Below are 13,325 nucleotides of genomic sequence, written 5' to 3'. Positions count from 1 at the left end.
GAGAGTGTGACGTGGCAGTTGAACCCCAAGGACGACGCCTTCTCAGGGTCGAGGCCCGCAATGCGGAAACCCCGATCGAACGCAAACCTAGCTGGATCAAAACCACGGCAAACATGGGCCCCGAGTACACCGATATGAAGAAGCGCGTGCATTCACGCGGCTTGCACACGGTGTGCGAAGAAGCGGGATGCCCCAACATCTTTGAGTGTTGGGAGGATCGCGAGGCGACCTTCTTGATCGGCGGCGACACGTGCACGCGCCGCTGCGATTTTTGCGACATCGCAAGCGGCAAACCACAAGCGATCGACCCTGCCGAGCCTTTCAAGGTCGCCACTTCCATCAAGGAAATGGGCCTCAAGTACGCGACCGTGACAGGGGTGGCCCGCGATGATCTCGAAGACGGTGCCGCGGGGCTCTTTGCCGAGACCTGCCGCCAGATCCACGCCATCAGCCCGGGTACGGGCGTGGAACTCCTCATCGACGACATCAAGGGTGATTCGAGCGCGATGCAGCAGGTCTACGACTCGAAGCCCGAAGTCTTCGGTCACAACCTCGAAACCGTGCCTCGCATCTTCAAAAGGATTCGCCCAGCCTTCCGTTACGAGCGCAGCCTCGGCGTCATCGCCGATGCGAAGGCGAACGGGATGATCACGAAGTCGAACCTCATCCTTGGTATGGGGGAGGAAACGAGCGAGATTCTTTCAGCTATGCAGGATCTTCGCGACAACGGTTGCGAGATTCTCACCCTCACCCAGTATTTGCGCCCCTCGAAACTTCATCACCCGATCGATCGCTGGGTGAAGCCGCAAGAGTTCCTCGAACTCTCCGAGGCAGGTTATGAAATGGGCTTCGCGGGGATCATGGCCGGGCCCATGGTGCGTTCGTCGTATCGCGCCGGCCGGCTGTGGGCTCAGGCGATGGAGAAACTTGGCCGCGAGATTCCCGAGGAACTCTCGCACCTCAATTCCTCGGCGCCCGCCCTCCAGGAAGCCACGAGCGTGGTGGAGCGTCAGGCCGCACGTGAAAAGCGTGACAGGGAGCGTGCTGAGCGGAAGGTTTCGGCAACGGCTTAGGCTCATTTCCCGGTTATGCTTGAGGATGGTTTTCGAACCCCCCGCACCGCGCTAAGGACAAGGATTAATGGCACGCAAGAACACGACCGACGCCCCCGCTAAGACGAAGAAGCCCGGCCGCATCCGGCAGACGATCGACGTCTTCAAAGAAACTCAGGCGTACGATCGCTCGACGGCACCGCTCATGATTCTCTCGATCGTGGGCCTCACCGTCCTGCTCGCTCTCATTTTCGGGGCCTTCGGCCACCCGATCTACGGAGCCTTCATCGGTTTCGGTTTCGGCCTTCTCCTTGCGATGATCATCCTTGGCCGCAGGGCACAGAAGGCCACGTACTCGAAGATCGAGGATCAGCCCGGTGCCGCGATTGCCGTGATGCAGCAGATTTCGCGAGGGTGGAATGTTGAGCAGGATCCTGCGGCCTTCGATGCTCGCAGTCGTTCGATGCTCTTTCGTGCGAGCGGCCGCAAGGGCATTGCACTCGTGTCGGAGGGCTCCGGCGGTGGTTCGCGAAAGCTCATGAGCAAAGAAGTCAAGCGCATGAACCGCATGTTCCCGAACGTTCCGGTGCATGCGGTGTATGTGGGCCACGGCGAGGGAGAGGTTCCGCTTCCGAAGCTCAACCGGCACCTGACCGCCATGAAGAATGAACTCACGAAGGCGGAAGCCGGCGAAATTGGCCGTCGGCTCCGTGCCTTGCCCAATCCCGTTCGTCAGGCCATTCCCAAAGGCGTCGATCCCATGCGCGCTCGCCCCAATCGCAAGGCTATGCGCGGTCGCTGAGCCGACCGGCACCTGCGTATTCGCCCCCTTCGGCACAGGCCGCTGGGGGCGATGCTTATTGAGAGCGCACGACAACGACCCCCGCGACGAGGTCGTGGAGAGTCTGCCTGTTCTCGTTCACCACGAACGCGCTGATCACGCTCAGCATGATGGCACTACGTACGAGGGCGCGCAGGAGCATGGGCGAGCGCCCAGTCACGGGCAGAACGCGGATCCCGGTCAGGAATTGACCGAGACTTGCGCCAAAAAGTGTCTGCATCACGATGACCTGTGCGAGGAACAGCGCGAGAGTGGCAAGCGGGTCATAGTGAAAGGCGAGAAAGGACACGGCTGCCGCGGCCGCCCAGTCGAGACACATCGAAAAGAAGCGCCTAGGCAGCGGTGCAATGGAGTGTCTGCCGCGGTCGGGAAGACCAAAAACGTCGCCGGGATGCGCCGCTGCTCGGGCGTCGTTTTCGACTGACTCGTCACTATTTATGGGGCGATTCATTCCAAAACCGTACGTTCGCGGCCGTGCGTGAGGCAAACCCTGACGTGGGTGGACGTAAACTAGGAGAGGCAACTGCTCAAAGTTAACGTGCGCTCAGCACGGACGGAGGATACGTGTTCAGCAATCCCAGCGAAGCCGTGAAGTTCATCGAGGAAGAGGATGTCAAGTTCATTGATATTCGCTTCTGCGATCTCCCCGGCGTCATGCAGCACTTCAATGTTCCCGCGAAAACCTTTGACGAAGAAGCAATCGCCGAGGGACAGCTGTTCGACGGTTCCTCGATTCGCGGGTTCCAGGCCATTCACGAATCCGATATGAAACTTATCCCGGATCTCAGCACGGCCTACGTGGACCCTTTCCGCGATCAGAAGACCCTCGTGATCAATTACGCGATCGTCGATCCCTTCACCGATGCTCCTTACAGCCGCGACCCGCGAACCGTCGCTGCGAAAGCCGAGGAATACCTCCGTTCAACCGGTATTGCCGACACCGCCTTCTTTGCCGCCGAAGCCGAGTTCTACATTTTCGACTCCATCCGCTATCAGACGGAAGCAAACGGCGCTTTTTACGAGATCGACTCGAACGAGGCAGCGTGGAACACGGGCCGCGAAGAAGAGTTTGGGAATCAGGGCTACAAAACCGCCATGAAAGGCGGTTACTTCCCCGTGGCTCCCGTGGACCAAATGGCCGATTTGCGTGATGAGATGGTGCGCGTGCTCGACGAGGTGGGGCTCGAGGTGGAGCGCGCCCACCACGAGGTCGGCACGGGAGGCCAGCAAGAGATCAATTACCGCTTTTCCACGCTTTTGCAGGCTGCCGATGACGTCATGAAGTTCAAGTACGTCATCAAGAACGTTGCGTGGGAAAATGGACGCTCAGCAACGTTCATGCCTAAACCGATCTTTGGAGACAACGGCTCGGGCATGCACTGCCACCAGTCACTCTGGAAGAACGGTGAGCCACTTTTCTACGACGAGAGTGGCTACGGCGGGCTTTCGGATCTCGCCCGTTGGTACATTGGCGGCTTGATCGAACACTCCCCCGCTCTCACGGCCTTCACCAACCCCACGGTGAATTCGTTTAAGCGCCTCGTGCCGGGCTTCGAAGCCCCGGTCAACATGGTGTATTCGGCAAGGAACCGTTCAGCGGCGATTCGCATCCCGGTCACTGGCAACTCTGCGAAGGCCAAGCGCCTCGAATTCCGTGCCCCGGATCCGTCGGCAAATCCGTACCTCGCGTTTGCTGCCCAACTGATGGCGGGCATCGACGGCATCAGGAACCGCATCGAACCTCCCGAGCCGATCGACAAAGACCTCTACGAGCTTCCGCCGGAAGAGCATGCGGACATCAAGACTCTCCCGGCCTCACTCGAGGAAGCGCTCGATGAGCTTGAGCGTGATCACGACTTCCTGACCGAGGGCGATGTGTTCCCGGAGGATCTCATTACCACGTGGATCGCCTACAAGCGCGAGTTTGAGGTTGAGCCCTTCAGGCTTCGCCCCCACCCCTACGAGTTCGAGCTCTACTACGATCTCTAGACCGCAAGTGGATAAGTGGGGCTTCGCGCTAGAGCTTCGCGTTTAGGAGCGTAAGCAGCAGTTCCTTCGGGCTCTGTGCTTCGCTGAGCGTGCAGTCGTCGGGCGCGAAGTCCCACGCTTTTCGCAGGGCCTTAAACGTTTCCCACTCAGCGTCGGATGTGCGCAGCGGCACCGCGCTGTACCCGCCCGTTTCCGGCAGGTGAATGATGAACGCGCCCGTGAGTTCGGGCATCTCGCGCAAGGTTCCGTCGTTGTCGAGGAGATTTTCTGCCCTCATGACGGCAACGCCCTGGAGAGCGTAGTCGCCACGAACCTTCTTCGACGTCTTGATGTCACCCGTGAGCAGCGTGTTCCCGATTTTCACAATGGCATCGGTAGTGCCGGCGTAGCCGACGGTGCGGTTCACCACTGTTTGTTCGATCTCGACGAATTCCGGTTGGAAATCCTCGAGAAACCCCGCAAAGCCGTCGAGCCGAACATTCGCTCGCCCCACGAGCTCCCCGAGGTTCGTTTCCAAGCTCAGGAGGTCTCCCCCGCTGCGCATCTCTGTCGCGAGTTCACGCATGTCGGACTCGGTGGGCCGCTCTCCCGATCGTTCCCATGCTTCGCATAGCGCATGAACGTAGGTGCCGAAATCCGCGGTTGTTTTCGTGTAGTCGGGTGCTGCTTCGGCAATGCGCTTTTGGGTGGTCCAGCTGTTGCGGTTCACGCGCCGGATTTCGTCAAAGGCGCGTGAGGGGTTGCGATCGAGGTACGAGAACATCTCAAGCGCACGTTTCGAAGCCATACGCGCGTACCAGCCATTGAGGTGGTCTTTCGCGCGCATCCCGGCGACAGTGGTGATGGAGGGGTGGACGAGTTTCCCTCCGGGTTCCATCCGGTACATGCGGCCGCGAGGGGTCTGAGCGCTCAGTTCGGGTGAGGTCATAGCCCTTTCAGGCTACTCGTCAAAGATCAGGCGTTCGGCGACCTGGCGCGAGTGGCGCGTCACTTTGAGGTATCTCTCCTCGATCGCACGAGCATTCTCCACGGGCTCGCGTACGAGGGTGGCGATAGCGTTCAGGTCAACGAGGTCGGTAGGAAGAACATCGCTCTCACGACCGCGCCACAAAAAGAGCGCTCGCCGCAACTCCCATGCCAGCATCCAGGCGCGGCGAAGCGCGAGTGCATCGGAAGGAGTGAGGTGCCCGGCGCTCTCGAGGGCTGCGAGGGCGTCGAGGGTTCCGACGGTACGCAGGCCCTCGTCGTTTCCCGCGTGTTCAAGCAATAGTCGCTGTACGCACCATTCGACGTCGGTCGTTCCACCCCGCCCCAGTTTGAGGTGATGGCTCGGCCTCACGCCACGCGGGAGTCGCTCTCCTTCGATGCGGGCTTTCATGCGAGCGAAGTCTCGGCGCTCGTGCGCGTCCATCCCGCCGGGGCGATAGCGCTCGCGGTCCATGATCGCGGTGAGCGTTTCACAGAGGTCTTTGGGGCCGGAAACGCAACGAGCGCGCAAAAGCGCCTGGCGTTCCCATCTCTCGGCATGATGCGCGTAATAGTCTTCGAAACTCGCGCGCGTGCGCACGAGTGGGCCTGAGCGACCTTCCGGTCGCAGATCGGCATTGACGCGCATGTTGATGCCCGAGGCCGGGGCATTGAGGATCTTTTGTACGCGGGCGGCGATCCGGGTCGCGACCTCGAGGTTGCCTTCGCACACGAACTGCACATCGGCATCGGAAGAATAGCCCATCTCCCCCGCGCCGAAGGAGCCCATGGCTATCACGCACAGCGCAACGTCCGCCTCGGCAATCACGCGGGTCACGGTAAAGGCGAGGATCGCCTCCGCGAGGTCAGTCAGAGCCCGGGCGAGTTCCCGCAGATCAAGGACGCCCGAGAGGTGGGCGAGGCAGATTCTGACGATCTCTCTCGCGCGCACACCGCGAAGGGCGTCAATCACGTGTTCGTCGCTCGTTGCCAGGCCCGCGATCGAGTCGAGTTCTTGCGTGATCTGTGCCCGCGTAAGGGGGTGCAACTGGGCATCGTTCGATAGCCAGCGCACGGTATTCGGGTGCTGTTCGAGCTGTTCGCCCACGTAGCGGGAACTCGAGAGGATATGCGTGAGCCGTTCGGCAGCAACCCCCGAATCGCGCAACATGCCGAGAAACCAGTGGGTTTCGCGCAGAGTCTCGGAAAGCCTGCGGAACGACAGCAGGCCCAGATCTGGATCAACGCCCCCCGCGAACCATTCGAGGAAGGCCGGAAGCAGCTGTTTCTGGATCGCGGCCCCACGGCTGAGTCCCCTCGTAAGCGCGTCGATGTGTTGCAGAGCACGCTTGGGATCGCGGTAGCCGATCGCTTCGAGCCGATCGCGCTGAGCTTCGGCACTAAGGGCGATTTGCCCGTCGCTTAGCCCTGCGGAGGTGGCGAGGAGAGGGCGATAGTAGATCTCCTCATGAAGCTGGCGCACGCGCCGGCGCACGGTATCGATCGCGGCAGGAAGTTTTGCCGGCTGCGCCCCGATTGTGCGCGCAAGGCGCCGAATGTCGCGCTCCCCGGTGGGAAGCATGTGGGTTCGCCGCAGGCGCCACATTTGGAGCCGGTGTTCGCACACCCGTAAGAATCGATAGGCTTCGGCGAGCTCGGCCGAATGCTCGCGGCCCACGTATCCGCCTCGCGTGAGAGCTTCGAGGGCGTCAAGTGTTCCGGCCTCACGAATATCTTCATCAGCGCGGCCGTGCACCATTTGGAGCAATTGAATCGTAAATTCGATATCGCGAAGACCGCCCCGGCCCAGCTTGAGATCGCGCTCGGCATCGGCGTGCGCGAGCACCCGGGCGCGCATCGCGCGAGTGTCGTCAACAAACCCCTCGCGTGTGGAGGCTTGCCATACAAGCGGCGTGGCGATCTCTTCAAATCGCTCACCGAGTAAGCGATCCCCCGCGCAGGCGCGAGCCTTGAGAAGCGCTTGAAACTCCCACGTCCGGGCCCATTTTCGGTAATAGCGAGCGTAGGAATCGATCGTCCGCACGAGTTCCCCATCGCGCCCCTCGGGCCGCAAGTTCGCGTCAATCGCCCAGAGGCTGCCGTCGGCCGTGCGCTCCTCGCACACTCGAGCGAGTTCCCGTGCGAGCGCGCTTCCCACCCTCGTCACCTCACCCTCGCTCACGCCCTCGTGTGCCGGCTCCGCAACGTACATGACGTCGACGTCGGAAACATAGTTGAGCTCGCGCGCCCCGGTTTTCCCCATCGCGATGATCGCGAGTCGCACACTTTCATGCCTCTCGGTAGCGGCCCGGGCCAGTGCGAGCGCGCCCTCGAGCGCGGCGTCGGCGAGGTCACTAAGGAGTCTTGAGATCTCGGCTTGGCGGTCCGCGGGGGCTTCCGCCTCCACATCTCGGGCCGCTATTTGAGCGAGCAGAAAATAGTAGGCGCGGCGAAAGGCCCTACGCGGCTCGGGGCCGGGAGCAGCAACCGGCACCGCGGCCGAGGGGTCAGAGCCGACGGCGGCCAGCATCACCTCGCGAAAACTCTCGCGCGTGGGCCCGTCAAGCGTCGGACACTGAAGAATCTCCTCCAGCTCGTTCACCTGCCGCGCGAGAGCATCCCCGAGCGCGATCGAGCTGCCGAGCACAAGCACCAGGGTGCGCCCGAGTCTTTCGTCGCCAACGACGCGCGCGAATTGCTGGGTCTGGCCCGCCGCCTGAGCCGCATCGGCAAGGCGAGTGAGCCCAAGGAGAGCCTCGTCAGGGTCTGCCGCTGCCCCCATCGCGCGCACGAGCTGTGGCGTAACACACGAGAGTGAAGCGCTCGCGAGGAGCGCGGCACTCCTGTCCGTTCGAACAAAACCAAGGCGCGCGAGATCAAAGTGCGTGAACTCGCCCCCGGCCTCCCCGGATTGGAGGGCCTCAATCGCGCCGGTCTCAAGCCTCATGTGGTTGTCAAATATCGAATGTCGTGCGGAGCTCAGACTCGGTCACCTGACGGCGATAGCCCTCCCACTCGCGGCGTTTATCGCGCAGAATGTATTCGAACACCTGCTCACCGAGGATCTCGGCCATGAGCTCGGAAGTCTCGAAACTTTCGATGGCTCGCAAGAGGTCGGAGGGAAGCGGTTTGATGCCCATCGCCTGCCGTTCACGTGCGGTGAGTTCCCATACCGTGTCTTCCGCACCTTCGGGGAGGGGGTATTCCTCCTCGATGCCCTTGAGGCCAGCGCCGAGGAGCGCAGCGAACGCGAGATAGGGATTCGCTGCCGAGTCGAGACCCCGAAACTCCACCCGAGAACTGGTTCCCTTCGTTGGCTTGTGGAACGGTACGCGCACGAGGGCACTTCGGTTGTTGTGACCCCACACGATGTAGCTCGGAGCCTCTTGTTCGCCCCACAAGCGCTTGTAGGAGTTCACGAATTGGTTCGTGAGGATCGAATATTCGCGTGCGTGCACAAGGAGCCCCGCGATGAAGTGACGCGCGGTGCGCGATAGCCCGTACTCGGCTCCTGGCTCGTGGAAAATATTCGTACCGTTATGGAAAAGCGAGAGATGCGTGTGCATGCCGTTACCGGGGTGTTCGATCATGGGCTTCGGCATGAAGCTCGCGAACTTCCCTTCGGCAAGGGCGATGCCTTTGACGACGGCGCGAAGAGTGAGCAGATTATCCGCGGTCGTGAGCGCATCAGCGTACCGGAGGTCGATCTCGTTTTGCCCGGGACCGCCTTCGTGGTGGGAATACTCGACATGGATGTTCATGCGTTCGAGTTCCTGCATCGCCTCGCGGCGAAAGCGGCTGCCATCGATCCGTTGCACATAGTCGAAATAGCCGCCTTGATCGACGGGCGCAAGGGGAACTCCCTTTTCATAGCGCCGGTTGAAAAGGTAGAACTCCACCTCGGGATGAGTCAGGAACTCAAGCCCCTTGGCCTCAGCGCGAGAGAGGGCGTCGCGAAGGACCCGGCGCGGATCCGATGCTGCGGGGGCGGAGTCGGGCGTAAACACATCACAGATCATCACGCCGGTTTCACCACCTGGCGGTGCACCCATGACGCGGAAAGTCGAGGGATCGGGGCGAAGCAGCATGTCTGACTCGTACGAGCGCGTGAGCCCTTCAATCGCGCTGCCATCGATGCCAATGCCTTCATCGAACGCCTTTTCGAGGTCATGCGGCGAGATCACGACTGACTTGAGGCGTCCCACCACATCGCTGAACCATAGGCGGATGTAGTCAATCCCCTGCTCTTCGACCTGCCGAAGCACTGAATCCTGGTGGCGTTCCATACATCAATTGTGCCCCATCTCCGCCTCGCCTCTGAAGTCCTACGCTTGGCCGGATACGCTGATGACGAACGCGCTGCACTTGGCGCGCACGAAAGGACATCACGTGAGCGAGAGCGTCACCCCGCGCAAGATCCGAACCCACACCCTTCGCGACTTCAAGAAGGAGGGGCGGGCCATCACGATGCTAACGAGCTACGACACGTTCAGCGCCCGCATCTTTGACGAGGCCGGAATCGACGTGCTTCTCGTGGGTGATTCTGCGGGCAACACCGTGCTCGGCTACGACTCCACCGTCTACACGAAGCACGAGGACATCGTGCGCTTCACGGGTGCTGTCGCCCGCTCATGTGAGCGCCCCCTCGTGCTTGCCGACCTCGCGTTCGGCACGTATCAGGTAAGCGTTGAGGAAGCCGTCCGCCACGGAGTGGAACTCATGCAGGCAGGCGCGCAGGCTGTCAAGCTTGAGGGCGGACGCGAGGTTCTCCCCCAGGTTGAGGCGCTCGTTCGCGCGGGCATCCCGGTGTGCGGTCACCTGGGCTTCACACCGCAATCGGTCAATCAGCTTGGCGGGTTCAAGGTGCAGGGGCGCGGAGAGAAGGCCGACGCTCTCCTCGCCGATGCCGTTGCCCTCCAGGAGGCCGGTGCTTTCGCCGTTGTGCTCGAACTCGTGCCCGCCCCTCTCGCCGCGCGCGTGACCGACACGCTTGACGTGCCCACGATCGGCATCGGTGCTGGTGCGGGATGCGATGGTCAGGTGCTCGTGTGGCAGGACATGGCGGGGCTGAGCGATTTTAAGCCGCGTTTCGTCAAAGCGTTCGCCGACCTCCGCTCGAACCTCATGCGGGCGGCTTGTGAGTACGGCGACGCTGTTCGTGCAGGGGAGTTTCCCTCCCCTGAGCATACGTTTGAAAAGTAGTGCGAAAGGCGCGCACGGGAACGAACTAGAGCTCCTCTTCTTCGGAGCCGTCCTCGTCTTCGTAGTACTCGTTCCACTCTTCGGTGGCTTCGTCCCATTCCTCGTTGCGCTCCTCGGCGCGCTCGAGCGCGTGCTGGGCTTCTTCACGCGTCCCGTAGGGGCCCATGAGTTCGATCGCCGGGCTCTGGCTTCCCTCTTCGATCCTTTTCGTTTTGGTGTTGTAATAGAACTCGCTCACGGCGCGGCCTTTCGTTAATCGATATCCAGAAGAACCTGCAAGACTGGTAGTCATGACTGTAGACCACTGGCTTCGCCCCGAAAACCGTGCCGCGCTCGAGCCCGGTACTATAAGCCCGCTCCGCCCGGTTCCCGCCTCGATTGAACGGCCCGAATATGCGTTCAAGGATGAAGCACAATCCGATAACTGTGGGCCCTACGTGCAAACGCCCGAGGTCATCGCGCGCGTGCGCCGCGCCTCAAAGATCGCCGCGATCGCCCTTCGCGAGGCAGGCAAGGCTGCGAAGCCCGGCGTGACGACCGACGAGATCGATGCTCTCGTGCACGAGATCATCCTCGATCACGGCGCGTACCCGTCGACCCTGGGGTACCTGAGCTTCCCCAAGTCGTGCTGCACGAGCCTCAACGAAGTGGTATGCCATGGCATCCCCGATTCGACTGTCATGGAAGAGGGCGACATCCTCAACGTTGATGTCACCGCTTACCTCGACGGTGTCCACGGTGATACCAACGCGACGTTCCCCGTAGGGGAGATCGCGCCTGAAGCTGCCGAGCTCATTGAGCGAACAGAAGAGGCGATGTTCCGCGGAATCCGCGCCGCGAAGGTGGGACGTGAGGTCAATGTTGTGGGCCGCGTGATCGAGAAGTACGTGGGGCGCTTCGGTTACGACTCGGTGCGCGACTTCACCGGCCACGGGGTCGCGGAGGGATTCCACAACGGCCTCATCATTCCCCACTACGATTCCGCGCCTCACTATGACGACGTGGTCGAGCCCAACATGATCTTCACGGTCGAACCCATGGTGACGCTCGGCTCACGCGCGTGGGATCAGTGGGACGACGGCTGGACGATCACGACCCGCGATAAGGGGTACACTGCACAGTTCGAGCACACGTTCCTTATTACCGACGACGGCTATGAGATCCTCACCGATCCCGATGCCGAAATTTCCGCGTAGACTAAACGACGTTGTCACCACGCAAGGAGAAGCATTTCACCATGGCTAAGGAAGCATTCGGAATCGATATCGGCGGAAGCGGCATCAAGGGCGCTCCCGTCAACTTGAAGAAGGGGGAACTCGCCGCAAAACGCGTGCGTATCCCCACGCCACAGCCGGCAACTCCGAAAGCGGTCGCGAAGACTGTCAAGGAGCTTATCGATTCGTTTGATGTTCCCGCCGACATGCCCGTGGGCGTCACGTTCCCGGCAATCATCCAGCATGGTGTCGCGAAATCGGCCGCCAACGTGGACAATTCTTGGATCGGTGTGAACGTTGATCAGCTTCTTTCAGAGGCCACCGGACATTCGGTGTTCGTGGTGAACGACGCCGATGCTGCCGGTATCGCCGAGATGGAGTTCGGCGTCGGTCAAGACAAGTCGGGCCTCGTCATTATGACGACGCTCGGCACGGGAATCGGGTCGGCCATGTTTATCGATGGCAAGCTTATTCCGAACTCAGAGCTCGGCCATTTGAACTACGAGGGCAAAAGCATCGAGAAGTTCGCCGCGAGTTCCGTATTTGACAAGCTTGGCATTAGCTACGAGGAATGGGCGAAGGAACGCCTACAAGTGTTCTACTCGCACGTCGAGTTCCTCTTCTCCCCCGACCTCTTTATCGTGGGCGGCGGCGTGTCGAAGGATTCGAAGAAATACCTCCACTTTCTCGACCTCCACACCGAGATCGTGCCCGCAAAGCTTCGCAATGAGGCAGGCATCATTGGCGCCGCAGCTCTTGCCCACGCCGAACGCAAGCTCGAGATAAAGAAGGACAAGGGCGAAAAGAAGGCCAAGAAAGACAAGAAAAACACCTCCGCTGCGGATCTCGCGGCCGAGTCGGTCGAAGAGGCCTGAGGCGGAGGGGCATGGGAGGCGCCTAGGGCGCGGACCAGCCAGCCTATAAGCCGGGTTCTGTTTCGACAGTCATCTATCTAGGATCACCGTTACCAGTGACCTCGAGCGGCCTACCCGGAGGCTCGGCCTGGCAGCCTTAGCGCCTCCTACATGACCTTGCTCCCGGTGGGGTTTACCGTGCCGGCCCCATCACTGGGGCCGCGGTGGTCTCTTACACCACCCTTTCACCCTTACCTGCCGTAGCAGGCGGTTTGCTTTCTGTGGCACTGGCCCGCGGATCGCTCCGGGTGGGTGTTACCCACCACCGTGCCAGGGGGAGCCCGGACTTTCCTCGAGGCTATGCCTCGCAACTGTCCAGCTGACTGGTCCAGCCCTCAACTTTACTCCACTGCCAAGCGATAGGAGCGCGCGCGAGATGTTAATCCTCTTACCCCCCTCCGAAACGAAAACGCGCCCGCACGCTCCGGATGCGCCAACCCTCGAGCTCTCCTCCATGGCTTTCCCCGAGCTAACCGAGTCTCGACGAGAGATGATCGCGGCAGCCGGGCGCACGGCGCGGGGTGATGTGGCCATGGAGAAGCTCAAGATTCCGGCCTCCCAGCCGGAGCTTCGCGAGCGCATGGCGCACCTTGAGAACGAGCCGGTCGCAACACCGCTCGAGGTGTACTCGGGTGTGCTTTTCGATGCCCTCGGGCAGCCTTCTGTTTCCGACGGTTGCCGGCTCCTCGCCGCCTCCGCGCTTTTCGGAATCGTGGACTGCCATGCCGATGCCATTCCGGCCTACAGGCTTTCGGCAGGAAGCGAAGTTGAAGGGTTGGGGAAAGTCGCTGCGTGGTGGAAGCCTCGCCTCAAGCACATTGCTGAAGCGATCGAGGAAAGCGGCGAGATCGTGATCGATTGCCGCTCAGGGGCTTATCGCTCGATGATGCCGCTCAAGGGGGCGCAGGTACTCGAGGTCTCCCCCGTGGCAGTGCGCGAGGGAAAACGCCGCGTCATTAGCCACGACGCGAAGCGCTATCGCGGGCTCGTGGCGCGTGCTCTTTGCGAGGCGACCTCTCCTGCTGAAACGGCCGATGACGTGCTCGAGATCCTCATGAATGGCCTCGGGGACTCCCTCGGGTTTGAACTCAGCTCAGGCAAAGCCCGCTCGACGCTCACCGTCGTGGACGATTGGGAGCGCCACTAA

Annotated in this window: 12 protein-coding genes and 1 other RNA gene; 7 read left to right on the top strand and 6 right to left on the bottom strand. The window is 61.4% G+C overall.

Features of this window, described 5'->3' with window-relative positions:
• The first annotated feature begins 11 nt into the window (after positions 1–11).
• Positions 12–1,073 (top strand): lipoyl synthase, encoded by a 1,062-nt coding sequence (gene lipA / locus D8M36_RS00715; protein WP_126845933.1) that lies wholly within the window; start codon positions 12–14, stop codon positions 1,071–1,073.
• 67 nt (positions 1,074–1,140) lie between these two features.
• Positions 1,141–1,854 (top strand): DUF4191 domain-containing protein, encoded by a 714-nt coding sequence (locus D8M36_RS00710; protein ID WP_126845931.1) that lies wholly within the window; start codon positions 1,141–1,143, stop codon positions 1,852–1,854.
• A 55-nt stretch (positions 1,855–1,909) separates the two neighbouring features.
• Here the strand turns inward: D8M36_RS00710 and D8M36_RS00705 are convergent, their stop codons facing one another.
• Positions 1,910–2,344: an RDD family protein gene (locus D8M36_RS00705; RefSeq protein ID WP_126845929.1), complete on the bottom strand. Its 435-nt coding sequence runs from the start codon at positions 2,342–2,344 to the stop codon at positions 1,910–1,912.
• Positions 2,345–2,457: 113 nt separating this feature from the next.
• Between D8M36_RS00705 and glnA the strand changes: the two genes are divergently transcribed.
• Complete coding sequence (gene glnA / locus D8M36_RS00700; RefSeq protein WP_065247772.1) at positions 2,458–3,882, top strand: type I glutamate--ammonia ligase; 1,425 nt, start codon at positions 2,458–2,460, stop codon at positions 3,880–3,882.
• 28 nt (positions 3,883–3,910) lie between these two features.
• Here the strand turns inward: glnA and D8M36_RS00695 are convergent, their stop codons facing one another.
• Genes D8M36_RS00695 through D8M36_RS00685 form a run of 3 tightly spaced genes read right to left on the bottom strand, consistent with a single transcriptional unit; the run spans position 3,911 to position 9,134 of the window.
• Positions 3,911–4,810, bottom strand: a complete 900-nt coding sequence (locus tag D8M36_RS00695) for a hypothetical protein (protein WP_164497561.1) — start codon at positions 4,808–4,810, stop codon at positions 3,911–3,913.
• 12 nt (positions 4,811–4,822) lie between these two features.
• Positions 4,823–7,795, bottom strand: coding sequence for a bifunctional [glutamine synthetase] adenylyltransferase/[glutamine synthetase]-adenylyl-L-tyrosine phosphorylase (locus D8M36_RS00690; RefSeq protein ID WP_126845927.1), 2,973 nt, complete (start codon positions 7,793–7,795; stop codon positions 4,823–4,825).
• 7 nt (positions 7,796–7,802) lie between these two features.
• Positions 7,803–9,134 (bottom strand): glutamine synthetase family protein, encoded by a 1,332-nt coding sequence (locus D8M36_RS00685; RefSeq protein ID WP_126845925.1) that lies wholly within the window; start codon positions 9,132–9,134, stop codon positions 7,803–7,805.
• 103 nt (positions 9,135–9,237) lie between these two features.
• Here D8M36_RS00685 and panB point away from each other — a divergent pair, with 103 nt between their 5' ends.
• Positions 9,238–10,050 (top strand): 3-methyl-2-oxobutanoate hydroxymethyltransferase, encoded by an 813-nt coding sequence (gene panB, locus D8M36_RS00680; protein WP_126845923.1) that lies wholly within the window; start codon positions 9,238–9,240, stop codon positions 10,048–10,050.
• A 25-nt stretch (positions 10,051–10,075) separates the two neighbouring features.
• On the opposite strand, the gene D8M36_RS00675 is transcribed toward panB, so the two are convergent.
• Entirely contained in the window at positions 10,076–10,342 is a 267-nt protein-coding gene (locus D8M36_RS00675; RefSeq protein WP_164497559.1) for an SPOR domain-containing protein, read from the bottom strand.
• Between D8M36_RS00675 and map the strand changes: the two genes are divergently transcribed.
• Positions 10,341–11,246, top strand: a complete 906-nt coding sequence (gene map, locus D8M36_RS00670) for a type I methionyl aminopeptidase (RefSeq protein ID WP_126845921.1) — start codon at positions 10,341–10,343, stop codon at positions 11,244–11,246. The genes D8M36_RS00675 and map overlap by 2 nt on opposite strands.
• Before the next feature lie 41 nt (positions 11,247–11,287).
• Positions 11,288–12,139 carry a polyphosphate--glucose phosphotransferase gene (gene ppgK, locus D8M36_RS00665; protein ID WP_126845919.1) on the top strand — a complete coding sequence of 284 codons (852 nt, stop codon included), beginning with the start codon at positions 11,288–11,290 and terminating at the stop codon, positions 12,137–12,139.
• A gap of 30 nt (positions 12,140–12,169) precedes the next feature.
• On the opposite strand, the gene rnpB is transcribed toward ppgK, so the two are convergent.
• Positions 12,170–12,505: RNase P RNA component class A (rnpB, locus tag D8M36_RS00660), an RNA gene on the bottom strand.
• A 49-nt stretch (positions 12,506–12,554) separates the two neighbouring features.
• Between rnpB and D8M36_RS00655 the strand changes: the two genes are divergently transcribed.
• Positions 12,555–13,325, top strand: a complete 771-nt coding sequence (locus D8M36_RS00655) for a YaaA family protein (RefSeq protein ID WP_074296832.1) — start codon at positions 12,555–12,557, stop codon at positions 13,323–13,325.

Origin of the sequence: Dermabacter sp. HSID17554 (assembly GCF_003989295.1) — a bacterium.
Taxonomy (GTDB): domain Bacteria; phylum Actinomycetota; class Actinomycetes; order Actinomycetales; family Dermabacteraceae; genus Dermabacter; species Dermabacter vaginalis.
The sequence above is the reverse complement of the archived record's forward strand: the minus strand, read 5'-3'. Positions and strand labels throughout refer to the sequence as shown.